Below are 26,258 nucleotides of genomic sequence, written 5' to 3'. Positions count from 1 at the left end.
CACAGGAGGAATCGACCGAACGAGGTCCTCGACTCGCCCGAGGAACCCCGGGCGTCTCCCTCGCCGCCGGACCGTCGCCCCGTCCGGAAGCGCCAACACGGCGGCGGCGCAGAGCGCAGCGGCGACCGCCGGGGCAGCAAGGTCTTCGGGGGCCATGTCACAGCACCCCCCTCATCATCCGGCGGATGATCGCGAGCGCGAGCCCGTCGAGCGCCATGGCCGCGCAGGTGCACCCGATTCCGGCGGGCGTGAGAAGCCCTCTCTGAAAGTCCGGGGAAAGCAGCGTCAGCACCCCGACCATAATCGCGGGCAGGAGGCAGACGATTCTCACGGAGAGCCGCACCTGGGCGGTCTTCACCGAGAGCAGCCGCTCGAACTCGCCCTGGCGCTCGGCCAGTCGAGCCGACCTGACCAGGAGGTCTCGAAGGGGACTGCCCGTCCGATGGGAGATGACGAGGGCCGTCGCGAGCAGCTCGGCACCCGGCACGTCCAGCTCTCCCGAAAGCGCCTCGACTGCCTCCTCGGTACCCATCCCGCATCGAAGGCGGAGCGACATGCGGGCAAACGCCGCCGAGGCCGGGCCGCGCTCGTGCGCCCCCACGTACTCGACCGCCTGGGCGAGCGTCTGGCCAGAGCCCATGGCAACGGCGAGCGTGCGGTAGATGCCCGGCATGGCGCCGAGGACCTCGCGCCTGAGGCGCCTCCCCCTCGCGGCGTCGCGCGACACGCACATTCCGACCAGCGCGAGCCCCGCCACGGGACACGCGAGCGGGGAGGCGAGGAGCAGCCCGAAGAGCGCGCAGACGAGCGCCCCCGCGCAGAGGAGCGCGGCAAGCGAGCCCTCGGGGCCGACGCCGAGCGCAATCGCCGCGCGCGAGGAGCTCGCCTCGAGCGCGAGCCTCCGTCCAACGTCCGTCCCGACCAGCAGGGAGACCATCGCCGATTCGCCGAGGCGCCTCATGAGCCGTGCCGCGCGGTGACCTGCGCGCCGCGCAAGACGGCCAGGGGACCAGACGTCCCCCTCGCCCCCTCCCGGCACGAGGACGAGCGTCGCCAGGAATGTCATCAGCGCGACCCCGAGGACAAGCACTCCCTCCATCTGCTCACCTCCCCCTCGTCCAGCACCCCGTCATCGATTGCCCTTCCCACGAACGCCGGCTCCCGAACGAGGCGCCACGAGTGGTCGGACCGGTCGAAGAGAACGCACTCCTCAAGCAGGGCGCCCCCGTCCTCCCCGCGCGAAACCTCCGTCATCGACGTCACGACGCGCCTTCCGTCAACGAGGCGCCTCATCATGACGACGAGGTCGATGGCGGTGGCTATCTGCTCCTCGATGAGGGCCGTCGGCAGGTCCATCCCAAACCTGGCCATGAGGATGAGGCGAAGGACCGCCTCCTCGGCGCTGCCGGCGTGGAGCGTGGTGAGCGAGCCGTCATGCCCCGTGTTGAGGGCGTTCAGCATGTCAACGCACTCCTCGCCGCGCACCTCCCCCACGACGATGCGATCGGGCCTCATGCGCAGGGAGTTCTTCACGAGGTCCCTGATCGTCACCTCTCCCACGCCCTCGATGGAGGCATCCTGTGCCTCGAGGCGCACCACGTTGGGATGGGCGTCAAAGCGAAGCTCCGCCGAGTCCTCGATCGTCACGATCCTCTCCCCGCGGGGTATCTCGCAGGAGAGCGCGTTGAGCAGCGTCGTCTTGCCCGATCCCGTGCTGCCGGCAACGGCGATCGAGGCGCGTGCCCTCACCGCCCAGGAGAGGAGCGTCGCATACCATCCCGGCACGGACCCCAGCTCCACCAGGCGCCCCAGCGTGCGGATGCGGTCGGAGAACTTGCGGATGGTGACCGCCGGGCCGTCGATCGCGGCGGGGGACGCCACGGCGTTCACGCGGTCGCCGTTGGCGAGTCGGGCGCTCACGAGGGGGCTCGCTCGGTCGAGGCGCCTCCCGAGAGGCGCGAGGATGCGATCGAGGACGATCATGATCTGCTCGGGGGAGTCGAAGACGGTGTCGGCCGCGTGGAGCTCCCCCTCGCGCTCGTAGAACAGCGCGTCGCAGCCATTGATCATGACCTCGGTTATCTCGTCATCCTCCAGCAGCGGCTGGATGGGCCCAAGCCCGCAGACCTCGTCCAGTATCTGCCGCGAGAGCAGGGAGTGCTCGTCGGGGCCAAGGGAGCCAAAGTCCTGCGTGTTGAGAATCGCGTCGAGCGCCACGCCCAGCTCGTCGCGCGCCCTCCCGGGGTCCTCCCACGAGAGCATCCCCGCGATGACGGCGAGGCCGAGCCGCTCGACGAGCGCCGCCTTGAGGCCGCGGCGGGCCTCCCTCAGGTCCCTTGCCTCGGAACCCCCTAGGCCGGCTTCGGGCCCGACGGCACGAACCCTCTCAAGGAGTGACATCTATCTCGCCTCCCTCCACAGACCAAACAGGACCGGCCGACGGCGCGTCGTCGACCCCTCCGCGGCGCGCGCCGCCTCCTCGCACGTCGGCAGCCTCCCAAGCTCCGCAAGCAGCTGCGCGAGCGAGATGGCGACCGACTCCGCGAAGGGCCCTCCCGAATCGGGGAGCTCGAGCGCGAGCCCCTCGTCAAGGAGGTCCGCAGCCTCGCCCCCTCCGTCAAAGGCCCGATACACCCGCGCGACCTCAAGGCCGACCTCGGCACGTCCCAGGGCGAGGTCGGTCCCCCTCCGCGGGCTCGCCCTGTTCTCGAGGCGAGCGATGCGCGTTCGGGCGACGCCAAGCCTCACCGCAAGGCCGCCCACGCGCGCGAGCGCCGCCGTGCCCCCCGGCCGGTCGTCAGAGACGATGACGAGCCGGTCCGCAAGCTGGGCAGCCTGTGCCACCGCATCGGTGAGCGTCGTCGACGTGTCAACGAGCAGGAGGTCACACCCCCTCGCGAGCCCAGAGACGAGCTCGGCGACATGAGGCGAGACGAGCTCGGCGGACTCCGGCCTCTCGCAGGGCCCCGCAAGCCCCAGCAGGGGCGTCACCGTGACGCACGACCCCGCCCCGGACCCCTCGAGGTCCCCGCCCTCGACCAGCCGGGAGAGGTCGGTGCCCCTCGGCAGGCCGAAGCAGCTGAACAGGTTCCCGCAGGAGAGGTCGAGGTCGAGCATGCGGGTCCTCATCCCCCACCGCTGCGCCTGGGCGGCGAAGGCGGCCACGATCGAAGTCTTCCCGACACCGCCGCGACCCGAGCAAAACGTCAGCACCGCGGCGCCCCCTCTCCCGGGAGACAGGCGCGCGGACGGCCCGGGAGGGCAATCAGAGCTCTGCGCCGAGCGACCCCCATCGCCCGCAGACGTGCCATCTCCCGGACCGCCGTCGCCCTCGTCGAGGTCCACGACGTCGTCTATCCCAGCGCGGGCCGCACGGGAGCGCAGCGAGCCCGAGACCCCATGGCGCGCGAGCACGACCCGTCGGGCGTTCCCGTCGTGGGCGATCGCGGCGGCAAGGTTCACGTCGGACACGCCACCGTCAACCTGGCCGACGATCACGCCCAGCTCGCCGGGGACCGCCTCGAACACCGTTCTTCTCAGCGCATCAGGGGTTCCGACGAGCTCCATCTCCGCCGAGGCGTCCAAGGAACGCGCGACGCGGCCCATCAGCTCGTAGTCCCTCTCGTCGCACACGGCGACCCACTCGCTCATGCCGCCTCCGCGGCGGACTTCTCCTGCTCAGCCCCGGCCTCCGGCCGAACGACCTCCGCCCCCGTCCCGAGCCCCTCCGCGTCGTCGGCAGGGAGGGCGAGACGCAGGCTCCCCTCCGCGCTCGCCGCGAGGATGCTCGCCACGCTGTCAGGGGACACCGAGAGCGTGACCGCGCCGCGCGAGCCCACCGACGCATGCTCGCCGGGCGCGCGAAGCACGGTGAGGTCGGCCGCAAGAAGGCTCACCCCCGAGTCGGTGACCTCATAGGCGGCAAGCGTCGTTCCCTCGGCGGCGGAGGATGGCAGCCCCAGGTCCTCCGTCACCGGAATCGACAGGGCGACGCGCCCCGAGGGGACGTCGATCGCGTCCTCGCTGTCGCGGAAGTTGAGCTCGGTGAGCGGAGCCCCCGCCGCGGCCGGGACCGTCACCTCCTCGCCCAGCACCGCGTCGATACCGACGACCGCCCCCTCTGGGGCGAGGTCGGCGAGCCAGTCCCGCTCGACGACGTTCTGCCTGTCGACAACCTCCCCCGCCTCGAGGCCGTTCGGGGCAACGAGGAGGCTCACGACCTCGCCTCCGTAGCGCTCGAGCGCCTCCGTTCTCACGCGCTCCGCCTCGTCGCGAACGTGCTGCCCATAGACCCCGCAAACCAGCGCCGCAACGAGCGCGCAGGCACCCGAGACCATCAATCTGAACCGTCGCCTCATCCGAACCCCCTTCCCGTCCTCAACTTCGAGCCAAGGCGTGTGAGGGGATTCTCCGCCCCATGGGGCCAGCCCACCCCCTCGTTCGGAGATACCTCGTCCGGCGTCATACCATTCGCTGACGGCCAGCTGACCGAAGCGCATCAATCCGCAGCGCAGTTTGGTTGACATAAGTTATTCGAACCGGCGTACAAAAAGACGCCTTCACACGGCGTCCTCAATTTGGCGAGATTTCATCCACATCGTCGTTCTTCTCGCCTCGCGGTGTTTTGGGGACGTGGCGGCCGCGCCGAGAGCTCCCCCATCGCGTCAAGGGCAGCCCCTCGGGGCAGCTGGGTCCTCTACAGCACGACGTCCGGGTCGAGCGATGCCGCGCTCTCGCGCATCTCCGAGGCAAGCGCCACGTAGGCGTCTGCCCTCGCAGGCGAAATCTCCCCGGAGGCCCGCCTCCCCAGGACCTCGCACCCCGGCTCGTGGGTGTGGGTGCAGTCGCGGAAGCGACAGCCTCGGGCGGCCTCGGAGACCTCGGGGAAGACCATGGCGAGTCCGCGCTCGTGGCCGACGATCGGAAGGCTCCTGAGGCCTGGCTCGTCGACGATCACGCCCGCGCCCGGGAGCGACACCATCCGGCGCGCGACCGTGGTGTGGCGACCCATGTCGTCTGCGGCGCGCACGGCGCCCGTCTCCAGCACCTCGCGGCCGAGAAGGGCGTTGAGCAGCGTGGACTTGCCCGCGCCGGACTCCCCCAGCACGATCGCCACCACGCCCTCCGGAACGAGCGACCGCACGGCGTCGACCCCCCAGGGCACGCCCAGCGCCCGCGCGCACGCGGACACGCGCCCGACCTCGTCTTCCCGCTCGGCCGAGGACGTGAGCGCGAGCGGGCACGCCTCCCCGAGCACCTCGCGCACGGCCGCGACGTCACGCGCGAGGACGTCGTCCGAGGCACGGTCTGCCTTCGTGAGCACGACGGCGACATCGGCGCCGCAGTCGCGCGCGATCACCGCCGAGCGGGCGAGCCGCTCGCAGGACACGGGTCGCTCGCCGAGCTGCTGCACCACCAGCACGAGGTCGACGTTGGCGGCAAGCGTCTGGCGCTCGCCCCGCGCGCCGCCGCGCCAGCGGGCGATGTCGCTCTCGCGCGGGAGGATCTCCTCGATGAGGCCCATGTCGTGGCCGTGCGGCCGTCGTGCGCAGACCCAGTCCCCCACCGCGGCGCGGGACTCCGCCCTTCCCGCGAGCCCGCCCTTGGTGAGCCGCGCCGAGAACTCGGCGCGAAAGACGGCGTCCTCGCAGAGCACGGCGGGAAAGCCCCGGTCAAGGCGCACGACGCAGCCCATGACGAGCTCGTCCTTCTCGGCCCCCGCCGCCACGGCCCGGTCTCGGGCGGCGCCGAAGGCGGAGCGCTGGCGCTCGGAGCAGGAGAGCTCCCCGAAGGCGGGAAGCTCGGTCAGGGATGAGAGCGCCGGCAGCGAGGGGGCACCTGCCGTCGCGCCGCCCCCGCGCCTTCTCCTGGGTGATTTGGGTGACCGTCGTGCCACACGCGCCCTTCCGTCGTCCTGTCCGCAGCCAGTATAGCGCCAGGCTGACGCGGGACGCCCCCGTTGTTATCGCGCCGCTTCCAGCATGTAACGCGTCAGCGACGATACGTCGTCGGCGAGGCGTTGACGCCACGGGCGGCATACACTGACACCGCCTCGGAAGGCCCAGCGGATTGGAGCCCCCATGCTCGGCATCGCCGGACTCGTCCTCGCCGTCATCGCCATCGTCGCCCTCATCTGGCGCGGCTGGCACATGGTGGTGGTCTCGCTCGTCGCCTCGCTCATCGTCATCCTCGCCAACGGGATGGACGTCCTTTCCGCCATCAACGAGAGCTATATGGGCGACATGGCGGCCTTCGTGGGCAGCTGGTTCCTGCTCTTCGCCCTCGGGTCCGTCTTCGGGCGCGTCATGGGCGACTCCGGGGCCTCGGCGGGCATCGCCAGCAGCATGCTGCGCCTCGTGGGCGAGAAGCACGCGCTGCTCGTGATCATGGTCACCGGCCTCGTGCTCTCCTACGGCGGCATCAGCGCGTTCATCATCGCGTTCTCGGTCTACCCCATCGCGGCCGAGCTCTTCGAGCGCGCGGACATCCCCAAGAAGCTCGTCGTGGCCGCCATCATGGTCTGCCCCGCCACGCTCGGCATGGTCATGATGCCGGGCATCCCCTCCACGCAGAACCTCATCCCCGCGAGCTTCCTCGGGACGGACGCCTACGCGGGCGCGCTTCTCGGCGTCATCTGCTCCGTTGTGATGTTCGCGCTCTCCTACGCCTACCTGCAGCGGGAGATCGGCCGCTGCCGCCGGCGCGGGGAGCACTTCTCCCCCAGCCCCGGGGAGGCGCTCGCCCGTCCGGACGATGCCGACACCCCGCCCGTCTGGGCGTGCTTCGCGCCGATCGCGCTTCTCGTCGTGCTGGTCTTCGTGCTGCAGCGTGCGGCGGGCATGCAGGCCACCGACGCCGTGACCGTCTCGATGCTCGCCTCGGTAATCGCCGCGTGCCTGCTCTACCGCAGGCGGCTGGCAAACGTCAAGCGTGTCATCGGCGAGTCCTGCACGAGCGGCCTGAGCTCGCTCGTCTCCGTGGCGGCCATCATGGGCTTTGGTGGTGTGGTGGTGGCATCGCCCGCCTACCAGGGCATCATCGAGGCGCTTATGTCCACGAGCCTGAACCCCCTCTGGCAGGGCTTCATCACGATCTTCGCCATCGCCGGCATCACGGGCTCGGCCATCGGGGCGCTCAACATCTACCTCGGCAGCATGGCGCAGACGCTGCTGGCCACCGGACTCGACCCGGCGATGATGCACCGCGTGCTCTGCATGGCGTCCGTGGGGCCGGCCACGCTGCTGCCCCACACCTCGGCGATGCTCGCCGCAAACCAGGCCGCCAAGACCGAGGTCCGTGACACGTACCGCTACGTGCTCGTCTCGTGCGCGCTGCTGCCGATCGCGGTGTCGCTGCTGGGCATGGCCCTCGGTCTCGCGGGCGTGGCGTAGGGACGGAGGTCTCCGTCAAGCCCCCGCCAGGGAGAACTGCCTTCTGACTCCCTGCAACCGCGTGCCGCCAGGCCCTACACGTGCACCCTCACCGCGTCGCGCGAAACCGGCACGCCAAAGAGCGCCCGCTCGAGCCCCATCCCGCACCGCGTTGCGCGCAGGAGCCGCTGGTGCAGCTCCGCCACCTCCTCCTCAGAGGCGGGACCGCCCGGCTGGCGCGGGACGGCGCCCTCGAAGAGCGCGACCGCGCGCATGAGGGCCGCATGGTCTGCCATCTGGTCGAGCTTGATGGTGTTTATCGTCCATCCCATGTGCTCGAGCGCCTCCTTGCGACGCAGGTCCTTCTCGGAATCGAGGTGAAACTCCAGGCTGTCGTACTCCACGCCGCGACGAACGCCCGGCCAGGCAACGTCTATCGAGCAGCTCTTCGTCCCCGTGATGGCCGCCGCGGCCTCGTCGAGCTGCACCTCGTAGTTGAGCTCGGGCCTCACGAAGGCGAGGCCCTTGTGCCGCCCGGGCAGGAAGAGCTCCGCCGACAGCGCCGTCTCCATCGGCGAGCGGGCGCCGTCACGCACCCAGCGCAGGGCCTCGCGCGCACGGCTGACGCCATAGAGCCCGGGAAGGGCGCTCACGGCCTCCCCGATCTTCTCGACGGACGTGAGCGGCGGGCGCTCGTAGTATCCGGAGACCATCTCAGAGAAGTGCGAGTATCGGCCGCAGAGCTCGCAGCCCAGCACGACGGCGCCCACGAGGGAGGACTTCCGCGCCATCTGAATGAAGCAGAGCTCGGGCCCGGCGGCATACACACCCGGGGAGAGCTCCAGCAGCAGGCCGCCCGGCATGACGGCGAGGCCGAAGTGATGCGTCTTCACGCCGGATGACTGAATCTCACGGGCGGACCTCGACACGAGAACGTGGACGGGGTCCCTTCGGATGCCAAACGAGCGCATGTCGAGGGGGCGGAGCTCGCGGGAATCAGTTGAGATGTCCGCAAGCCGCAGCGGCTCCGCCACGTGCGGATACATCCTCACCTGCGGCGGAACGGCGCGCAGGAGCTCAAGGGCGGAGCTGTGAGAAAGGATGACCGGCATACCACTCCCCTCGCTTGGGAGCGATGGGGGTCGCCTGATGACACTCTATCACAGACAGGTTTGGCGGTCAGTCCGGACCTCACGAAAGTAGTTCGATGATTTACCTACTTCAAAACCATGTAGCAACCCGCCTCGGAAGGGCCATTTCCGACATTTGACCCGAGTTGCTACATGGTTTTCCATGTAATAAATACCTGAATCACCGAGGTAGACCGCCGGGCGAGAAGAACGGGCGGATCAGGCCGCGGAGACGACCCGCCCGAGCCGGGCCCGGACCACAGAAAACGGGGACGGGGCCGAAGCCCCGTCCCCGCGGACGCGCGCATGCCGAGAGGGACTACTGGTTCTTCTCGATGCCACGCATGACGGCCTTGTAGACCTCCATGATCGGGATGATCAGGAACGCCAGGCCGATGGCCCAGGCAAGCGCCTCGATCGGCAGCTCCATGAAGCCGAACATCTCGGCCAGGAACGGCACCTCCACCACCACGACGGTGAGGATGAGGGCCAGCAGGGCGGCGCCCCACAGCCACTTGTTCTGCTTCTTCATGGAGAAGAGCGACGCGCGGCGGCTGCGCATGTTGAAGCAGTGGAAGATCTCCACCATGGACAGCGTGATGAACGCCATGGTGACGCCCTCTTCGTCGGCGGTGCCGGCGATCATGTCCGCGATGTCGATGTAGCCCATGTCAAAGTAGACGCCCACGAAGAAGCTCGCCAGCACGAGCACCGTGATGATGACGCCCTGGACCGCGATGTCGAGGCCCATGCCGCCCGCGAAGACGCCGTCGGAGGCGTTGCGCGGCTTGCGCTTCATGACGTTACCCTCGGCGTCCTCCATGCCGAGCGCGAGCGCCGGGAAGCAGTCCGTGATGAGGTTGATCCAGAGCAGCTGCACCGGCTGGAAGATCGTGAAGCCCACGAGGGTGGCCACAAAGACCGAGAGCACCTCGGCGATGTTGGCCGAGAGCAGGAACTGGATGACCTTGCGGATGTTGTCGTAGATCCGGCGGCCCTCCTCGACCGCGCTGATGATCGTGGCGAAGTTGTCGTCCGCAAGGACCATGTCGGCCACGTTCTTGGTGACGTCGGTGCCGGTGATGCCCATGCCCACGCCGATGTCGGCGCGCTTGATGGAGGGCGCGTCGTTCACGCCGTCACCGGTCATGGCCACGATCTTGTTCTTGGACTTCCACGCCTCGACGATGCGCGTCTTGTGCTCGGGCTGGACGCGCGCGTAGACGCAGTAGCGCTCGATGTTGCGGTCGAGCTCGTCCTCGGACATCTTGTCGAGCTCGGCGCCGGTGATGGCCTGGCTGCGGTCGGACGCGATGCCGAGGTTCTTGGCGATGGCGAAGGCGGTGTCGATGTGGTCGCCCGTGATCATGACGGTGCGCACGCCGGCGCCCTGGGCCTCGCTGATGGCCGCGGCCACCTCGGGGCGCTCGGGGTCGATCATGCCGGAGAGGCCGCAGAAGGTGAGGTCGTGCTCGAGCGCCTCGGGCGAGCAGTCGGCGGGCACGGCGTCCCAGGTGCGGCTCGCCAGCGCGAGCACGCGCAGGGCCTCGTCGGCCATCGCCTTGTTGGCGGCGAGCAGCTCGGCGCGGCGCGCCTCGGTCATCGGGACGACCTTCTCGCCGTCATAGACCTTGGTGCACAGGCCCAGGACCACGTCGGGGGCGCCCTTGGTGTACTGCTCGTAGGAGCCGTCGGCCTCCTCGACCACCACGGACATCATCTTGCGGCTGGAGTCGAACGGGGCCTCGCCCACGCGCGGGTGCTCCACGTCGAGCCCGGTCATGCCCGCCTTGGCGGCGTCGTTGACCAGCGCGGCCTCGGTGGGCTCGCCCTGGGACTCGCCCTTCTCGGCATCCCACTTGGCGTCGGAGCAGAGGGCCATGCCGGCGAGCAGCTTCTCCTCGGGCGCGGCGGCCACGTGCTTCACAACGGTCATCTTGTTCTGGGTGAGCGTACCGGTCTTGTCCGAGCAGATGACCTGCGTGCAGCCCAGCGTCTCCACGGCGGTCATCTTGCGGATGATGGCCTGGCGCTTGGCCATCTTGGTCACGCCCATGGAGAGCACGATGGTGACCACGGCCACGAGGCCCTCGGGGATGGCGGCCACGGCCAGGGAGACGGCCACCATGAAGGTGTCGAGGATCATCTCGGGGTGGGAGCCCAGCTCGCCGAAGTGGCGCACGATGTCCACCGCAAAGATGATCACGCAGATGGCCAGGACCAGCTTGGTGAGGATGCCGGAAAGCTCGTTGAGCTTCATCTGGAGCGGCGTGAGCTCCTTCTTGGCGGTGGTGAGGGCGCCGGCGATCTTGCCCATCTCGGTCTTCATGCCGGTGCCCGCCACGACGGCCTTGCCGCGGCCGTAGACCACGGTGGAGCCCATGTAGCACATGTTCTTGCGGTCGCCCAGGGACACGTCGTCGGCGTCGGCGGCCAGCGCGATGGCCTCGACGTGCTTCTCCACCGGGACGGACTCGCCGGTGAGGGCGGCCTCCTCGATCTTCATCGAGGCGCTCTCGAGGATGCGGCAGTCCGCGGGCACGGAGTCGCCGGCCTCAAGGAGCACGATGTCGCCGGGCACGAGCTCGGCGGACGGCAGGTGCTCCATCTTGCCGTCGCGGATGACCTTGGACTGCGCGGCGCTCATCTGCTGCAGCGCCTCGAGGGCCTGCTCGGACTTGGCCTCCTGGACCACGCCGAGCACGGAGTTGATGATGACGACCGCCATGATGATGATGACGTCCGCCCACTCGGGCTCGCCCTGGACCATGCCGGTCACGGCGGAGATGACGGCCGCCACGATGAGCATGATGACCATCGGGTCGGCCATCTGCTCGAAGAAGCGCTTCCAGAGCGGGGTCTTCTCCTCCTTCTCCAGCTCGTTAGGCCCGTACTGCGACAGGCGGCTCGAGGCCTCCGCCGCACTGAGACCGCTCTCCTCGTTTGAGGAGAGTTCGCCCAGGACCTTGTCCTTGGACTCTAGGTACTCCTTCATTCAGTTCCCCTCCTGGGAATTCGGCGCCCGGCAGATTGATGCCCGATCATAATTCCCCAGGAAGGGGCAAGGGCCCATCAAGGCTGCCATGCCGGACGCATGGACAAGAAACACGAGGCCTATTCTACCCGACGGCGGACTTACGATTCAGTCTTCCTTCCGTCGTCACCTCCACCTGCCGCGCGTCTCTGCGAGAGGGCGCAGACTAGCCACGCCGCAGGTATCGTGAGCATGAGCGCGGGGTAGAACCACGCGAGGTCGACCGCACCGAAGAGCGCCCCGCCAATCACGGGCCCAAGCGTCATGCCAACGTCAAACCCCATGTAGTACGTGCTGTTGGCAAGACCCACATGCTCGGGCCCCACCGCACGGACGGCAGTGGACTGACAGACCGAGCACATGACGCCGTAGCCGCCCGCCATGAAGGGGGCAGCGAGCAGCAGCCCGACGGCATCGGTCATGGTGGCGAGAAGAACGAGCGAGGCCGCGGCGGAGACCCCCGACGCCACCACAAAGGGCACGAACCCCACCCGGTCGAACGCACGGCCGAGAAGGACCCGCAGGACCATGAGCGACGCGGCGTAGACCGTGAAGAACGCCCCCGTGGGGACGTCGAGCCCCCGCGCCTCCGCATAGCTCACGAGAAACGCCTGCGTGGCCATGTACGGGACCGTGAAGAGCGCCACCACGACAGCCGACGGAACCGCACGTCGATCGAGCAGGCGGACCCGGGGAAGCGCGTCCTTCTCGGCATGGGCGTCCTGCCCTCCCCGCACGGCTCCCCCATTGCGGACGAGGAGAATCCCCGCCAGCGAGAGCGCCGCAAAGATGGCGGAGAGGCCGAGCGCGAGACGATAGCCCAGCGCGTCGGAGACGGCAATTCCGAGGGCTGGTCCCACCGCCATGCCGAGGGCGTTCATGAGGCCGAAGATCCCCATGCCCTGCCCCAGCCGCGCGGGTGGGAGCGTCTCGGCAAACCACGTGGACATGCACACCGAGCAGAGCGAGTACCCCGCCCCGTTGGCAAGCCGCATGGCGGCGAGAAGCACGGTGTTAGGCGCCAGCGCCTGCCCGAGCGCGGTCACGAGCATGAGGGCGGCCCCCGCGGCGGCGAGATGGCGCTTGGGGAGGCGGTCAGAGAGGTTGCCGGCGACGGGTCGCACGACGAGCGAGCACGCGTTCATGAGCGCGGTGAGCACGCCCATCATCGCGGCGGTGGCGCCGAGCGTCCCCGCAAAGCCCGCGACGAGCGGGTTCGCGAGCATCGTGCTCGCGAGGTAGCAGAACGTCGCGGCGAGAAGGACCGCACCGTCGCGCGTCACCAGCATTCCCTTACCCCCTCAACCCGACCGCGTGACAGGGGGACGGAGGAGATGTCACCGCTCCGTCCCCCTGTCACATGCTAGACCTCGTCCCAGAACTGGTCGCCCACGACCTTGAAGCAGGCCTTCTTGACTGGGCCGGGCTCCGCGCCCGGAAGCACAAGGTTGGGCATGTGCGGCTCGCCGATCATGAAGACGACGAAGCGCCCACCGGCAAGGCATCCCTCGAAGAGGTCGTCGTTGCCCTCCGCGGCGTGGCAGTAGCCCTTGTCGATGGCCTCGTCGAAGACGCCGGCGGGCACGACCGCGCCCGGGGTGGTCTTGAAGCACTCGGCGCCCTCGAGGTCAATCTGGACGTCCATGTACTTGCGGTGCGTCTCGAAGCGGGCGTCCTTCTCGTACTTGGTGCTCGCGTCCATGACGTTGGCGTAGACGCGGTTGCCGTCGATCTGGGTGATGCCGAGCGGCAGGTCGACGGGATCGTTCTTGCCCAGCCAGTCGATGAGCACGTCAAGGCCGCGAGTAAGGCCGCGATAGAGCCCGATGGCGTCAAGTCCGTCGTAGATCAATGCGTCGCGCCTCCCGCCTCGCCCCTGCGGGCGCCCTCGCCCGAGGTCGGGTTGTAGGTGCCCGCGCCACGGACCCTGCCCATGACGTCCTCCTCGGAGAGCGTGACCCACTTGACCCCGCGTCGGGTCTGGTAGGCGTACGCGACGTGAATCATGCCGTCAGACGCCTGCATGATGCAGGGGTACTCGTACTGGCGGTTGTTGAACTTGTTCTCCTCGCCCACGTACCCCTCGCCGCGCTCCACGTTGCGGATGAGCGGGAACGTGAGGCCGCCGTCCTCGGAGAGCGCGAGGGAGACGGGGTTGCGCAGCGCCGGCCACGCCCCCGTCTTGCCGTAGGTGCCCGGCGCGGAGTTGTGGTTGTACGCGATGGCGATGCGGCCGCTCGCCAGCTTGGCCACGGCGATGCCGGAGTTGTTGTTGGGCAGCGGCGTGGGCTCAGGCGCGCTCCAGGTGTCGCCGTAGTCGGCTGACTCGCTGCGATAGATCCAGTCCGCCTCGCGGCTGCGCATAAAGGCGACGAGGTGCCCGTCCTCGAGCTCGACCACGCTCGGGTGCACGCGCCCGGAAGAGGCCGGCACGTCGACGCGCCGCCATGTGGCGCCCGCGTCATCAGAGACCGCGAAGGCGCTTGGGTCGCCGGCAAGTCCGCTCGCGCCATCGGAGCAGAGCCACAGGCCGTAGATCCAGCGCCCGTTGGAGAGGACTTGGATGGGCTGACGCGCAAACGTGCCCTCCTCGGGAAGCACGACCTCGGGAGCGCTCCAGGTGCGCCCGTCATCGCGGGAGATCTGGCGCTTGATGACCGAGGTGTACTGCATGTTGTCCTTGCCCGGCTCGCGGCCGCGCTGGGAGGTATACAGACACCAGATCTCATTCTTGGCCGCGAGAAACAGCGACGGGTTCTGATTGGAAAACTCGTTGTCGGTCGAGATCATCGCAGGCTCGCCCCACTGGTCAGAGCCCTTCTCAAGGCGCGAGACCACGATGTTGACGTCCGTATCGCCCTCGAAGGTTCCGGCAAACCAGCAGCACAGCAGCGTGCCTGCGGGGGTCTCGACGAGCCCCGGCCCATGAGCGGTGGCCCAGGGACCGGGCGGGAGCATGGCCTCAAGGAACGCCATCTCCTCGTCAAAGTAGATCTGTCCGTCGGGCGTGAGGCCCGGGAGAGTCTTGAATTCCATTGATCCCATACCTTACTGCATCAACTTTCCGCCGCTCATGTTGATGCTCGCGCCCGTCATGAATCCGCTCATCTCGCTACAGCAGAACAGCACGCCCCAAGCGACCTCCTCGGGAGTGCCAAGTCGATGCAGAGGAACCTTAGCCAGCGCCTGCTCACGGTACTCCGGCGTCCACTGATCGGTCATCTCCGAGGAGATGGGTCCGCATTGCACCGCGTTCACACGAATACCGTGGGGGGCGTACTCGAGCGCGAAGTGTCGCGTCAGATAGGTAATACCCGCCTTTGATGCGCCATACGAGGGCGCGGCGTTTGGATGCGGGGTTACTCCGTTGGCGGAGGTGATGTTGACGATGCAGCCAGACCCCTGCTCGACCATCTGCGGAAGAACCGCGTGGCACATATAGTAGGTTCCGTTGAGGTTGACATTGATGACCCGCAGCCAACCCTCATTGGTTAGCTGAGGCGTCTTGGTCCGATCGTTGATCCCGGCGTTATTGACAAGAACGTCAATCCTCCCGTACTCGTCTCTCGCAATCTGGGCGAGCCGTTCGGACGTCTCGGGAAGCGAGACGTCTCCCTCTGCAATAACGCATCTCTGGCCACATGCTTCGACCTCAGATCTGACATCGTCCAGACGATCGAGGTTCGTGCCGTTGATGACCAGGTCCGCGCCCTCACCAGCGAGCGTCAACGCAACTTGGCGGCCAATCCCACGAGAGGCACCTGTCACGGCAACGACTTTTCCCCGAAGCATTTTCTCATTCATGGTGCTCCCTTCTACAGGCGATGACTCGTATTGCACGCATTCTGCGCGCGGTCCCCCTCGCCATCTGCGACGATGCAAGAAGGACCGCGCAGAATGCGTGCTGATCGATGCTGCCCGGATGAACTAGAACGCGACCATCGCTCCGATGGCAAGGAACAGGCAGTTGATAATCCACATCGGAATCGTGAACTTCCAGAACTCCTTCATCGAGTAGTTACCCCAGCCGTATACAAGCGCCGGAAGGCCGTCAATGGGAAGGAACCCGCCCGCAAAAGCGGCCATGGTCGAAGCGGCAGCGGGACCAACGGGGTTGACGCCGAGGGCAAGGCACGCAGCAATGACGATGGGGACGAAGATGTACGCCGAGGCGAAGTTGGCGCCAGTAAACGTGGCGCAAGCGCTCGTCAGCAGGCAGAACACGAAGGTGAGCCAGAACGGGGGCATGCTCGAGGCGGCGTCGGCGACCATGTTGCCAACCAGCGCGGTGAAACCGGAGTCAGAGAGCGCGTTTGCCACAGGAATGACACAGCACATCATGAGAACGACGGGAGAGAACAGGCTATTGCGCATCTCCTGCCAGTCAACGACCTTGATGCCAAGGAGCAGGAAAGCGAAGATGCCGGGAAGGATGTACGCCACATCACCGAGCTGCTTGGCAAACATCATGCCGACGACGGAAGCAGCGAGGCAGGCAACCGTGACGAGTTCTTTCCATTGGGGAAGATCGCTCGCAACGACCTCATCGGACTGCTCCTGCTGAACGGCAATCGCATGGTCGGGAAGCAGACGGTAACCAACGAAGGACCAGATGAAGTAGCCGACGCATCCGATGAGCGTGGTGATGATGAACGGGGTCATCGACACGCCGTCCGTCGCAAAGCCCGCGGAGTTGAGGATGCCGACGCACAAACCGAAGTTCACCGCAAAGTTGACGGGGTGGAAGCAGGCAAATCCAAGGGGCATGACGAGCTTGGAGGTAGGCAGCTTCTTGTCATACGGAATGGTCGCCACCAGACCAAGGATGAGAACGTAGAATCCCGTGGAGTGGCCGCCGGTCAGCGCGCAGGCAACCATGACGAGAAGAACGAGGAGCAGGTAGCCCTTGAACCCACCACGCTCGGCGAGCCTGAACATCTGGCTTCGGACGCGCGCGGTGAAGCTCGTCTTTTGGAACGCGGCCAACACCACCATGAAAAACGCGATCATCCAGACGTTGGAATCAGTGAATCCGGCGAACGCATATGCAATGGGATCAGCATCTGCGGGATAGAGCTGGAAGACGACCAGCAGAAGGCTTGCGAGCAGCGGCGGCGCTCCAAACGGGAGCACGTCTGCCATGATCAGAACGATCATGAAGATGAGCACCCCCAGTGCCAGAATCATTTGCGGAGTCATTTTCTCAAGCCCCTTTCAGACCAGGGTGAATGTGCAAGAATCAAACAGGAGGGCTGTCGTTGGCCAAACAGCAGTCCTCGTACCTCCTGCGGGGCCGACAGTCGCCAAACCCGAGGCCCCGCAGCCGCGTACGGCTCTCTACTCCTTTCCCCTTGCCATGCGCAGCGCATAGTCGATGGCGTTCACGAGCGAGAGCGCATTGGCGGTTCCCTTCCCCGCAAGCGCGAAGCCCGTGCCGTGATCGACCGATGTCCTGATGATGGGGAGGCCGAGCGTGACGTTCACGCCCTCGACGGCCTTCCAGGAGCCCGCCTCGCGATCAAACACGAAGCCAAGCGTCTTGGTGGGTATGTGTCCCTGGTCGTGATACATGCAGACGACGATGTCGTACCAGCCGCCATGCATCTCGGAGAAGACGCTGTCGGGCGGGCAGGGGCCCACGGCGTCGATGCCCTCCGCGCGGGCGAGCTCGATGGCGGGGATGATCTCGTCGATCTCCTCGGTGCCGAAGAGGCCGTGCTCGCCGGAGTGCGGGTTGAGGCCGGCGACGGCGACCTTGGGGCTCTCGATGCCGAGGTCGCGACACGCCTGCCATCCCAGCTTGATGACCTCGAGGACACGTGGGGTCTTCACGCGGTCGCACGCCTCGCGAAGCGAGCAGTGCGTGGACACGTGCACCACACGGAAGTCATGGTGTGCGAGCATCATCGAGTACTTCTTGGTGCCGGTGTAGGTGGCGTAGATCTCCGTGTGGCCATCGAAGTGCATGCCCTGGGGCGCGAGAGCCAGGTTCATGGACTCCTTGTTGAGGGCGTTGGTGACGGTGGCGTCGACCTTCCCCTCCATGGCCAGCTCGATCGTGCGCCTGACGCTCTGGAAGGCGGCGTTGCCGCCCTCGGCGGAGACCTCGCCCAACTTGAAGGAGGCCACGTCCTCGATGAGGTCGAGGTGGTAGACGTCGATCGTACCCGCCCTGAACTTGGCGTCCGCGACGTCCGAGACGGGATTGACCTCGATCTCCGGGTGGTTCACGAAGCCCTTGGCCTGCTCGATCATCTTTGCGTCTCCGACCACGATGGGGCGGCAGCGCTCGTAGAGTGCGGGATCGGAGAGCGCCTTCACCGTGATCTCCGGGCCGTTGCCGGCCGGGTCGCCCATGGTGATGGCGACGATGGGACGGTTCTTCTCGCTCATCTAGCGCACTCCCCTCTTGTGATCGGACTCAAGAGTCGCGCGCAGCACCTCGAGACCTTCGTCGGGCAGATAGTTGAAGGGCGCGCGGCACGTGCCGACGGGATAGCCGAGAAGGTTGACGGCGGTCTTCACCACGGTGTTGGGGTTGCCGTACTTGAAGCAGTCGCGCAGCGGCGCCACGGCGGCCTGGCAGGCCTCGGCAGCCTCGTCGTCGCCCTTGGCCCAGTTCTCGTAGATGCCCACCATGTTCTTGGGGTAGACGTTGGCGCAGCCGGCGATGGCACCCCTCGCACCACGGCGCAGCGCCTTGAGGATGAGGGCGTCGTTGCCGGAGAGCACGCCGAAGTCCATGTCCTTGGTGAGGTCGATGTAGGCGGAGAGGTTGTCCCAGTTGCCGGAGGAGTCCTTGGCGCCCACGATGTTGTCGATCTTGGCAAGCTCGACGATGGTCTCGGGCTCGAGCGCGTTGCCGGTGCGCGCCGGGATGTTGTAGAGGACGATCGGCATGTTGGGCACGGCCTCGGCAACGGTGGTGTAGTGGACGATCAGCTCATGCTGGCTCGCCTTGGCGAAGGACGGCGTGATGACGGAGAGGATGTCGGCACCCGCGGCCTCCGCCGTCTTGCACTGCTCGATAGTCTCCTTGGTGGAGATGCAGCCGGTTCCGGCGTAGACGGGCGCGCGTCCGGCCACCTGGTCGATGACGGTCTCGAGGACGAGCTTCTTCTCGTCGCCGTTGAGGATGTAGCCCTCGCCGTTGGTGCCGAACGGGAAGATGCCGTGGATGCCCGCATCGATCTGGCGGTCGACCTGACGACGCAGCTCATCGAGGTTGATGGTCTCGTCCTCGTTCATCGGGGTGACGATGGGGACGACGATTCCCTTGAGCTCAATCATTCTGATGTGCCTCCCTGTCCTGTCCCGCTAGAGGACCTGCGCGTAGATGACTTTGGCGTCCTCGAGCGTGACCTCGCGCATGTTGTTCACAAGCAGGCGCTGGACGGTCATGCCCGCGGCCGCAAGCTGGTCGACGTCGACCCCGGTCACGCCGAGCTCGTCGAGCTTCTTGGGGATGTCGAGGTGGCTCACGATGGCGTCCATGCGCTCGATGACGGCGGCGGACTTCTCCTCGACCGTGGTGGCGTCGCCGCGGATGGCGCGGTCGTACGCGACGGCGAGGCGCTCGCGGATTGCCGGCTCGTTGAAGTGCATCACGGGGCTCAGCAGGATGGCGTTGGAGACGCCGTGCGCCACGTGGTACTTGCCGCCGAGCGGGTAGGACAGGGCGTGGACGGCCGTGGTGCCGGAGGCCGTGATGGCGATGCCGGCGTAGAAGCTCGCGATCTGCATGGCGCGCTTGGCGTCCATGGCCTCGGGGTCGTCGCAGGCGGCCTCGATGTTGTTGATGATGAGGTCAAAGGCCTCGAGGGCAAAGACGTCGGAGAAGGGGTTGGCCTTCGTGGACGTGTAGCACTCGATGGCGTGGCAGAGGGCGTCGATGCCCGTGGACGCCGCGATCGGGCGCGGAAGATTCTTTATCATGCGGGCGTCCAGGACCACGTAGTCGGCGATCATCGCGTCGTTCACGATGCCGACCTTGAGCTCGTCCTCGGGCACAGCCACAATGGCGTTGGGCGTGGCCTCGGCGCCGGTGCCGGCCGTGGTGGGGACCATGAAGGTCGTGAGCTGCTTGGCGGCACGGGAGGGGTCGGCGAGAAGATCGTGCACGGTGTAGGCGTCCGTGGCGCAGACGGCGGCGAGCTTGGCCGCGTCCATGACCGAGCCGCCGCCCACCGCCACGATGGCGTCCGCAGAGGCGCTCTTGACCTGGTCGACCACGTTCTGGACCTGGCCATAGGTGGGCTCGGCGGGGATGTCGTCGATGATCTCGAACGTTGCGCCGACGGACTCGATGGCCTCGAGCACCGGGTTCACCAGGCCGAGCTTGTGCAGAGCCGCGTCCGTGAACACGACGACGCTCTTGGCGCCCTCGCGGCGCAGAGCCGCCGCGAGCTCATCGGTGGGGTTCTCGCCCCCGTAGACAACCTTGGGGAGTCTCAGGGAATACTTGCTAAGCATGGGCACACTCCTTTGCTTCTTCTTTGGGAAGGCCCGCCATGTCGACGAACAGAGACCTGCTTCCGAAACCGCCCGACTTTGAGGCGACGACGACCTCCCCACCTGCCATTTCCAGCTCGAAGCACACGATGCCGGGAACGGGCTGGCCGAGCGGCCTCAGGCGGTCGGCATGCGCCTGGGCGAGGAAGCTCGCGAGGATGTCGCCGCCCGTAACGAGCACGCGGCCTCCTGCGCCGGACTCGCAAATGCGGACGAGGAGCGCGCCAATGTGGTCGGCAACCACCTGGCGGACCTCGGCGCCATCCGGGACGAGCCGCGTGAGGTCCTCAAGGCCCGATCCGTCAATCACCGTGAGGGGGGCCGTCGCCCAGCTGCGGGCGGCCCGCGAGACGAAATCGCGACCCGAGTCGCTCTCAAGCCAGGAGTCATCGCACTTCTCGCGCTCGGCGATCGGCAGGACTGCGGCTCCGCGGCTCGCGGCGTAGGCGCACTGCCCGCGGGAGGTCCCGTTCACGCTGCCGCAGACAACGAGCAGGTTTCCTGAGCTTGGGAGCCCCCTCTCCAGGCGAGGGCGTAGGTCAAGCACGCGGGCGAGGGCACGCATGACGCCGGAGCACCCGGCTATGACGCCAAGCTCGCCTCCCTCCTCAAGCTCTCGGACGCGCGCGAGCATTCTATCGAGCGACGTAGCGTCGTAGACAACGATGCCCCGCGCCTCCCCTGGAACGGGCTCCCCCTCGGAGACGGCTGTGACGGGGACGTCCGTCTGCAGGCCAATGAGCCTTGATACGTTCGAGCACGCAACGGGCTCAAAGGGGTCTTTTCCGAAACGACCCTCGCTCACGGGCACGCCGTCGACATAATGGACGCCGCCCCGCGTGACGCGGCCCATCTCGGGAAGGGCGGGAATGAAGTGCAGGCGCTCGTACCCGCTCGCCCTCCACGCGGCGGCAAGCTCCGCCCCGATGTTTCCCCGAAGGGCCGAGTCCGTCTTCTTGACCACGCATCGGACGCCCTCCCGCCTCGCGCGCCCCACGAGAGATGCCACGCGCTCTGCAGCCGGCGAGGCGTCAAGGTGCCTCGTCTCGGCATTGACGCAGAGCACCGCGGGCCGGACCTCGGCAAGGAGGGGCTCCGCCCCCTTGGGAGACGTCGCCACGATAACGTCCGCCGGCAGCAGGCACGCGCCCGCGTCGAGCGCGCCCGTCATGTCGTCCGCTATGAGCATGACCCGCGTCATAGAGCCCCTTCCTTCGCTACGCCCATGGTGGTTCTTCTCGCCGCGCGCATCATGCCCCTCTGGGCCGGAGAATCGTTACAATATGAAACGTCTTTTCCTATCGTGATGTTTCATATATGAACGGTTATGTCATGGCTGACTTCAGAGCGCTCCTGATCTCCCCCTATCACGACCTTGTCGACGTCGCGCGCGAGGTGGCTCCCGACTATCCGGAGCTCGAGGTGACCGTCCACGAGGGCGATCTCTCAAAGGGGCTTGCCGCAGCGCTCGGCAGCATCGACTCGGACTTTGACGTGGTCATCTCACGTGGCGGAACCGCGCAGATGCTCGAGGACGAGCTCTCCCTGCCCGTGATAGAAATCGATGTCTCGGCGACCGACCTCCTCGAGGCGCTCGCCCGGCACAACCCGCAGGGCGGGCGCACCGCGGTGATTGGCTTTTCCAACGCGCTGCGCGCGGTCAGCGAAGTGGCCGACTTCTCGGATTTTGACCTCGACGTCTACGGCGTCTCCTTCGAGGATGAGCTGCCCATCGTTCTCGAAGACGTCGCCAGCGGAGACTATGAGGTCATCCTCTGCGACTCCTTCTCGCGGGACGCCTGCGCCGAGCGGGGCATGACGGCACACCTGCTCTCGTCAGGGGCTCGCAGCGTCTCGGACGCACTGAGGCGCGCTCTTGACCTCTGCCAGCAGACGCGAGAGGTCCGAACGCAGAACCACGTGCTCTGGCAGCTCGTCCGCAGCCTCCCCCCGAGGGTCGCGCTCTTCTCGGGCTCCGGCCGACTCGTCTACACCAACCTCACCGAGCGCCGTCCCGAGCTGCTCGGATATCTCCGGGAGCACCTTGGCGGGGAGAAGGACGAGCACCTGGCGCTCCAACGCGGGAGAAGGACGTATCGAATCAGCAAGTCCACCTTCGAGCAGGATGGGGAGGCCTATCTTTCCTTCAGCATCATGACCTCGAGCGCCCCAAGCAACGAGAGCCTCGCGGGCATCGAGCGCCGGAATCGCGACGCCGTCGAACGCTCCTATCACGAGAGCGTCTTCCATGCCGTGGGGGCGGGCGAAGAGCTCTCCGCGCAGATCTCGGGCGCCCTGCGCGCCGGCAGGCCGATCGCCCTTGAGGGGGAGGTCGGGACGGGCAAGGCTCGCATCGCGGAGCTCGTCTATCTCACCGGCCCCTGGACCTCACGCCCTCTCGTCACCATTGACTGCCCGCTCCTCACGGATCGGAGCTGGGGCTACCTCATGGACTCTCCCAACTCGCCGCTCTACGGCTCGGGAGAGACGCTCTGGGTCAAGGCGGTCCACGCCCTCGACGATGACGCGGCCCGTCGACTGGTCGACGTTATGCGCCAGACCGGGATCTGCGAGCGCGACCGGGTGATCGTCTCCGCAAACGACTCCGAGGACGCCACCGAGGGGTCGGTCATCTCGCTCTTCGTCGAGTATCTTCGCTGCCACGTGCTCACGGCGCCGCCCCTCAGGAGGCGGCGCGACCTCCGCCGCGCCATAGGCCTCTTCCTCGACTCGGAGGCCCGCCACGCCGGAACCGTCCCTCCCCTCGTCACCGACGAGGCGATGGACCTCTTGCTCGGGCACCCCTGGCCTCGCAACTACATCGAGCTCCGACAGGTCCTCCAACGTGCGAGCGCGACGACCGAGGAGGGGGTCATGTGGGCGCGCGACGTGCGCGAGGCTCTCGACCGAGAGGGCGCCACGCGCTTCTCGTCCCTCGACACGCCGAGCGAGACCTCGAGCATCGACCTCCTGCGCCCGCTGCGCGAGATAGAGCGCGACATCGTGCGCATGGTGGTGGAGAAGTACGGCGGCAATCAGACGGAGGCGGCGCGCACGCTCGGCGTGAGCCGAACCACAATCTGGAGAATCCTCAAAGACGGGCCGTGCGCGTGACGCAACGATATCCGGCTTCACCTGCATGAGAACGTTCTCTGGAGCGCCAAACACACGGCTTACGCGACGCTTGCCTGTACTAAACTGAGAGGGCGTAGGATACGTGTCGCGCGTGCACATGCGCGCCGTGAAAGGACTCCCCATGAACATACTTTTCTATGGAACCGCCAGCTACGACAGAGACTCCTTCACGAGGGAGCTCAAGGACTACCCCGAGATCAAGATCGACTTCACCGAGACCAACCTCACGCCCATGACCGCCGCCCTCGCCAAGGGCTATGACGCCGTCTGCGCCTTTGTCAACGCCGACTGCGGCGCCATGACCCTCGAGATCCTCGCCGGCCTCGACGTGAAGCTCCTGCTCATGCGCTGCGCGGGCTTCGATGCCGTCAACGTGGACAAGGCCAAGGAGCTGGGAATCAAGGTCACGCGCGTCCCCGCCTACTCCCCCGAGGCCATCGCCGAGCACGCCATGGCGCTCGCGCTGGCCGCCAACCGCCGCATCTGCAAGGGCTACATCCGCGTCCGCGAGAACGACTTCTCGCTTGACGGCCTCGTCGGCGAGACGCTCCACGGCAAGACCGCCGGCATCATCGGCACCGGCCGCATCGGTGCCGCGCTCTGCCGCATCTGCAAGGGCTTCGGCATGAAGGTGCTCGGAAGCGACCTCTACCCCAACCAGGGCCTCGTTGACGCGGGCGTCATCGATGAGTACGTGGACTACGACGAGCTCTATCGCCGGAGCGACCTCATCTCGCTCCACGCCTTCCTCAACGACGAGAGCCGTCACATGATCAACGACGAGTCCATCGCCAAGATGAAGGATGGTGTGATTTTCGTGAACACCGGGCGCGGCGGCCTCGTGGACACTCAGGCGCTCATCCGCGGCATCCTCTCCGGCAAGATCGGCGCCGCGGGCATCGACGTCTACGACGAGGAGGGGCCGAACGTCTACCAGAACCGCGCTGGTCAGGTCATTGATTCCATCACCGCGCGCCTCTGCTCCTTCCCCAACGTCGTCATGACGAGCCATCAGGCGTTCTTCACTCACGAGGCCCTCGGCGAGATCGCGCGCGTCACGCTCGACAACGCGCGCGCATTCGCCAGCGGCACTGACTTCGTTGAACGCAGCGTCGTCTGCTAACATCGGTCAGTTGGCTCAGGCCATCGCACACACAAGAGAGAGGTACACATGGCGTTCAACAAGAAGAAGACCAAGATCGTCTGCACGATGGGACCCGCTACCGAGGACGAGGAGGTGCTGCGTCAGCTCATCCTTCACGGCATGAACGTCGCGCGCTTCAACTTCTCCCACGGTAGCCACGAGTACCACCGCAAGAACATCGAGCGCGTCCGTGCCCTCTCCCGCGAGCTCGGCATCCCCGTGGCCATCATGCTCGACACCAAGGGCCCCGAGGTCCGCACCGGCCTGCTCCAGGACGGCAAGAAGGTCACCCTCGAGACGGGCAAGACCTGCATCGTGACCACCGATGACGACGTCGTCGGCACCGCCGAGCGCTTCTCGCTCGACTACAAGCCGCTCCCCTCCGAGGTCGAGGAGGGCACGGTCATCCTCATCGACGACGGCCTCATCGGGCTCGAGGTCATGAGCGTCGAGGGCACCGACATCACCTGCAAGATCACCAACGGCGGCGAGCTGGGCGAGCACAAGGGCGTGAACTTCCCCAACCTCAACATCAACCTGCCCTCCGTCACCCCGCAGGACCGCGCCGACATCATGTTCGGCTGCGAGCTTGGCATCGACGCCATCGCCGCGTCCTTCATCCGCGACGGCAAGGCCGTCCAGGAGATTCGCAAGATCTGCGTCGAGATGGGCACGCCCGACGTCCTCGTCTTCCCCAAGATCGAGAGCGCCCTCGGCGTCAAGAACTTCGATGAGATCCTCCACGAGGCCGACGGCTGCATGGTCGCCCGCGGCGACCTCGGCGTCGAGGTTCCCGCCGCGCAGGTCCCGCACATCCAGAAGACCATCATCAAGAAGTGCAACCAGCACTACAAGCCGGTCATCACCGCCACGCAGATGCTCGACTCCATGCAGCGCAACCCGCGCCCCACGCGCGCCGAGATCACCGACGTCGCCAACGCCATCTACGACGGCACCGACTGCGTCATGCTCTCCGGCGAGACCGCCGCGGGCAAGTACCCGATCGAGGCCGTGAAGACCATGTCCGAGATCTGCAAGGAGACCGAGAAGTACCTGCCCGAGCGCAAGGAGTACCACGACCGCGGCGGCGTTCGCAACGTCAACGGCGCCACCGGCTTCGCGGCGCTCGAGATGGCGGACCGCGTGAACGCGAAGTGCATCCTCGCCCCCACGAACTCCGGCCGCTCCGCGCGCCTCATCTCCACGTTCCGTCCGAAGATGCCGCTGTTCGCTACCTCGCCGCGCGAGCAGACCATCCGTCGCACCTGCTTCTACTGGGGTGTGTACGCCTACCGCACCACCGAGCAGGGCTCGCTCTCGAGCACGCTCTACAACGCGCTGACCACGGCGAAGCAGAACGGCCTCGTCGACACGGGTGACATCGTCGTCATCACCGCCGGTGACCCGCAGACCTCGCCGCGCCTTGGCGACTACACCACCTCCACCAACGTCGCGATGGTGGCCCAGGTCCAGTAGGGACCTCTTCCCGCGAGCCATGAGGCCCCGGGCGTTCCTTCGAGAAGTGCGCTGCGCGGAACTTCTCTCCGGAACCCCCGGGGCCTCTCGCTGTCGAGATGCCCTTGTCGGCTGGGGTTTTGGGGCTCGAGGTTCTTCTCGCCTGTTGCGCTAATCGGGGCTGTGGCAATCCTGCCGCTTCCGGCGTTGCCTAGAAGGGGGTTATGGCAGCAATCGGCCTGCCATAACCCCCGTTCCCACAACGCATGGCGAGAAACGCCCTGTTGACGCAAATCGGCGATTGCCACGACCCCAATCGGCGCAACGCCCGAGAGACCCGGATTACCACGACTCCAATCGGCGCAACGCCCGAGAGTGGCCCAGACTGCCACTGCCCCGTTCTTGCAGAAAAGCCCCCTGCTCGGATGACATGACTGGACCCGCGGCGGCACTATGAGCGATGCGGCCGCATGACACCC

20 protein-coding genes are annotated in these 26,258 nt (G+C 66.9%); 4 read left to right on the top strand and 16 right to left on the bottom strand.

Annotation, left to right across the window (positions count from 1 at the left end):
* Positions 1–157: 157 nt before the first annotated feature.
* From BQ7391_RS05185 to rsgA, 5 genes are all read right to left on the bottom strand, one after another.
* On the bottom strand, positions 158–1,099 hold the full coding sequence (locus BQ7391_RS05185) for a type II secretion system F family protein (RefSeq protein ID WP_075279626.1): 942 nt from the start codon (positions 1,097–1,099) through the stop codon (positions 158–160).
* Positions 1,066–2,400, bottom strand: coding sequence for a TadA family conjugal transfer-associated ATPase (locus BQ7391_RS05180; RefSeq protein WP_075279625.1), 1,335 nt, complete (start codon positions 2,398–2,400; stop codon positions 1,066–1,068). The genes BQ7391_RS05185 and BQ7391_RS05180 overlap by 34 nt, the downstream gene beginning before the upstream one ends.
* Positions 2,401–3,651 (bottom strand): nucleotide-binding protein, encoded by a 1,251-nt coding sequence (locus BQ7391_RS05175; protein WP_075279623.1) that lies wholly within the window; start codon positions 3,649–3,651, stop codon positions 2,401–2,403.
* Positions 3,648–4,358, bottom strand: coding sequence for a CpaB family protein (locus tag BQ7391_RS05170; RefSeq protein WP_200799583.1), 711 nt, complete (start codon positions 4,356–4,358; stop codon positions 3,648–3,650). The genes BQ7391_RS05175 and BQ7391_RS05170 overlap by 4 nt, the downstream gene beginning before the upstream one ends.
* A gap of 338 nt (positions 4,359–4,696) precedes the next feature.
* A complete protein-coding gene (gene rsgA, locus BQ7391_RS05165; protein WP_083662114.1) occupies positions 4,697–5,896 on the bottom strand; it encodes a ribosome small subunit-dependent GTPase A in 1,200 nt (399 codons plus the stop codon).
* Positions 5,897–6,080: 184 nt separating this feature from the next.
* On the opposite strand from rsgA, the gene BQ7391_RS05160 reads away from it, so the two are divergent.
* A complete protein-coding gene (locus BQ7391_RS05160) occupies positions 6,081–7,391 on the top strand; it encodes a GntP family permease (RefSeq protein WP_075279620.1) in 1,311 nt (436 codons plus the stop codon).
* Between the two features lie 74 nt (positions 7,392–7,465).
* On the opposite strand, the gene BQ7391_RS05155 is transcribed toward BQ7391_RS05160, so the two are convergent.
* The 11 genes from BQ7391_RS05155 to BQ7391_RS05105 all read right to left on the bottom strand — a co-directional run bounded on the left by BQ7391_RS05155 (position 7,466) and on the right by BQ7391_RS05105 (position 21,246).
* Positions 7,466–8,482, bottom strand: a complete 1,017-nt coding sequence (locus BQ7391_RS05155; RefSeq protein ID WP_075279619.1) for a hypothetical protein — start codon at positions 8,480–8,482, stop codon at positions 7,466–7,468.
* A gap of 337 nt (positions 8,483–8,819) precedes the next feature.
* Positions 8,820–11,495, bottom strand: a complete 2,676-nt coding sequence (locus tag BQ7391_RS05150) for a cation-translocating P-type ATPase (protein WP_075279618.1) — start codon at positions 11,493–11,495, stop codon at positions 8,820–8,822.
* A 140-nt stretch (positions 11,496–11,635) separates the two neighbouring features.
* A complete protein-coding gene (locus tag BQ7391_RS05145) occupies positions 11,636–12,823 on the bottom strand; it encodes an MFS transporter (RefSeq protein ID WP_075279617.1) in 1,188 nt (395 codons plus the stop codon).
* 74 nt (positions 12,824–12,897) lie between these two features.
* Complete coding sequence (locus BQ7391_RS05140; protein WP_075279615.1) at positions 12,898–13,386, bottom strand: NanQ anomerase/TabA/YiaL family protein; 489 nt, start codon at positions 13,384–13,386, stop codon at positions 12,898–12,900.
* Positions 13,383–14,570, bottom strand: coding sequence for a sialidase family protein (locus BQ7391_RS05135; protein WP_075279613.1), 1,188 nt, complete (start codon positions 14,568–14,570; stop codon positions 13,383–13,385). The genes BQ7391_RS05140 and BQ7391_RS05135 overlap by 4 nt, the downstream gene beginning before the upstream one ends.
* Positions 14,571–14,582: 12 nt before the next feature.
* Positions 14,583–15,338 carry an SDR family NAD(P)-dependent oxidoreductase gene (locus BQ7391_RS05130; RefSeq protein WP_200799582.1) on the bottom strand — a complete coding sequence of 252 codons (756 nt, stop codon included), beginning with the start codon at positions 15,336–15,338 and terminating at the stop codon, positions 14,583–14,585.
* A 123-nt stretch (positions 15,339–15,461) separates the two neighbouring features.
* The gene (locus BQ7391_RS05125; RefSeq protein ID WP_200799581.1) at positions 15,462–16,721 is read right to left on the bottom strand and encodes an SLC13 family permease; all 1,260 of its coding nucleotides are present in this window, start codon (positions 16,719–16,721) and stop codon (positions 15,462–15,464) included.
* 150 nt (positions 16,722–16,871) lie between these two features.
* Complete coding sequence (gene pdxA, locus BQ7391_RS05120) at positions 16,872–17,927, bottom strand: 4-hydroxythreonine-4-phosphate dehydrogenase PdxA (RefSeq protein ID WP_075279604.1); 1,056 nt, start codon at positions 17,925–17,927, stop codon at positions 16,872–16,874.
* Positions 17,928–18,824 (bottom strand): 4-hydroxy-tetrahydrodipicolinate synthase, encoded by an 897-nt coding sequence (gene dapA, locus BQ7391_RS05115; RefSeq protein ID WP_200799580.1) that lies wholly within the window; start codon positions 18,822–18,824, stop codon positions 17,928–17,930.
* Between the two features lie 27 nt (positions 18,825–18,851).
* Positions 18,852–20,006 (bottom strand): iron-containing alcohol dehydrogenase, encoded by a 1,155-nt coding sequence (locus BQ7391_RS05110; RefSeq protein ID WP_075279602.1) that lies wholly within the window; start codon positions 20,004–20,006, stop codon positions 18,852–18,854.
* Entirely contained in the window at positions 19,999–21,246 is a 1,248-nt protein-coding gene (locus BQ7391_RS05105) for a four-carbon acid sugar kinase family protein (protein WP_075279601.1), read from the bottom strand. Before BQ7391_RS05105 ends, BQ7391_RS05110 begins: the two co-directional genes overlap by 8 nt.
* 131 nt (positions 21,247–21,377) lie before the next feature.
* Between BQ7391_RS05105 and BQ7391_RS05100 the strand changes: the two genes are divergently transcribed.
* The 3 genes from BQ7391_RS05100 (at position 21,378) to pyk (ending at position 25,800) form a co-directional block, all read left to right on the top strand.
* The gene (locus BQ7391_RS05100) at positions 21,378–23,159 is read left to right on the top strand and encodes a sigma-54-dependent transcriptional regulator (protein WP_159437349.1); all 1,782 of its coding nucleotides are present in this window, start codon (positions 21,378–21,380) and stop codon (positions 23,157–23,159) included.
* 142 nt (positions 23,160–23,301) lie between these two features.
* Complete coding sequence (locus BQ7391_RS05095) at positions 23,302–24,303, top strand: 2-hydroxyacid dehydrogenase (RefSeq protein WP_075279599.1); 1,002 nt, start codon at positions 23,302–23,304, stop codon at positions 24,301–24,303.
* Between the two features lie 48 nt (positions 24,304–24,351).
* Positions 24,352–25,800, top strand: a complete 1,449-nt coding sequence (gene pyk / locus BQ7391_RS05090) for a pyruvate kinase (RefSeq protein WP_075279598.1) — start codon at positions 24,352–24,354, stop codon at positions 25,798–25,800.
* Positions 25,801–26,258: the final 458 nt, after the last annotated feature.

Origin of the sequence: Thermophilibacter provencensis (assembly GCF_900128445.1) — a bacterium.
Lineage (GTDB): Bacteria > Actinomycetota > Coriobacteriia > Coriobacteriales > Atopobiaceae > Thermophilibacter > Thermophilibacter provencensis.
Note: the sequence above shows the minus strand (reverse complement) of the source record. Positions and strands in the feature narration are given on the sequence as shown.

What these genes read in the sequence shown, in the direction of transcription:
- BQ7391_RS05185 (WP_075279626.1), bottom strand. Translation starts at nt 1,099, where the DNA reads ATGGAGGGAGTGCTTGTCCTCGGGGTCGCGCTGATGACATTCCTGGCG.
- BQ7391_RS05180 (WP_075279625.1), bottom strand. Translation starts at nt 2,400, where the DNA reads ATGTCACTCCTTGAGAGGGTTCGTGCCGTCGGGCCCGAAGCCGGCCTA.
- BQ7391_RS05175 (WP_075279623.1), bottom strand. Translation starts at nt 3,651, where the DNA reads ATGAGCGAGTGGGTCGCCGTGTGCGACGAGAGGGACTACGAGCTGATG.
- BQ7391_RS05170 (WP_200799583.1), bottom strand. Translation starts at nt 4,358, where the DNA reads ATGAGGCGACGGTTCAGATTGATGGTCTCGGGTGCCTGCGCGCTCGTT.
- BQ7391_RS05160 (WP_075279620.1), top strand. Translation starts at nt 6,081, where the DNA reads ATGCTCGGCATCGCCGGACTCGTCCTCGCCGTCATCGCCATCGTCGCC.
- BQ7391_RS05155 (WP_075279619.1), bottom strand. Translation starts at nt 8,482, where the DNA reads ATGCCGGTCATCCTTTCTCACAGCTCCGCCCTTGAGCTCCTGCGCGCC.
- BQ7391_RS05150 (WP_075279618.1), bottom strand. Translation starts at nt 11,495, where the DNA reads ATGAAGGAGTACCTAGAGTCCAAGGACAAGGTCCTGGGCGAACTCTCC.
- BQ7391_RS05145 (WP_075279617.1), bottom strand. Translation starts at nt 12,823, where the DNA reads ATGCTGGTGACGCGCGACGGTGCGGTCCTTCTCGCCGCGACGTTCTGC.
- BQ7391_RS05135 (WP_075279613.1), bottom strand. Translation starts at nt 14,570, where the DNA reads ATGGAATTCAAGACTCTCCCGGGCCTCACGCCCGACGGACAGATCTAC.
- BQ7391_RS05130 (WP_200799582.1), bottom strand. Translation starts at nt 15,338, where the DNA reads ATGAATGAGAAAATGCTTCGGGGAAAAGTCGTTGCCGTGACAGGTGCC.
- BQ7391_RS05125 (WP_200799581.1), bottom strand. Translation starts at nt 16,721, where the DNA reads ATGATTCTGGCACTGGGGGTGCTCATCTTCATGATCGTTCTGATCATG.
- pdxA (WP_075279604.1), bottom strand. Translation starts at nt 17,927, where the DNA reads ATGAGCGAGAAGAACCGTCCCATCGTCGCCATCACCATGGGCGACCCG.
- dapA (WP_200799580.1), bottom strand. Translation starts at nt 18,824, where the DNA reads ATGATTGAGCTCAAGGGAATCGTCGTCCCCATCGTCACCCCGATGAAC.
- BQ7391_RS05110 (WP_075279602.1), bottom strand. Translation starts at nt 20,006, where the DNA reads ATGCTTAGCAAGTATTCCCTGAGACTCCCCAAGGTTGTCTACGGGGGC.
- BQ7391_RS05105 (WP_075279601.1), bottom strand. Translation starts at nt 21,246, where the DNA reads ATGACGCGGGTCATGCTCATAGCGGACGACATGACGGGCGCGCTCGAC.
- BQ7391_RS05100 (WP_159437349.1), top strand. Translation starts at nt 21,378, where the DNA reads ATGGCTGACTTCAGAGCGCTCCTGATCTCCCCCTATCACGACCTTGTC.
- BQ7391_RS05095 (WP_075279599.1), top strand. Translation starts at nt 23,302, where the DNA reads ATGAACATACTTTTCTATGGAACCGCCAGCTACGACAGAGACTCCTTC.
- pyk (WP_075279598.1), top strand. Translation starts at nt 24,352, where the DNA reads ATGGCGTTCAACAAGAAGAAGACCAAGATCGTCTGCACGATGGGACCC.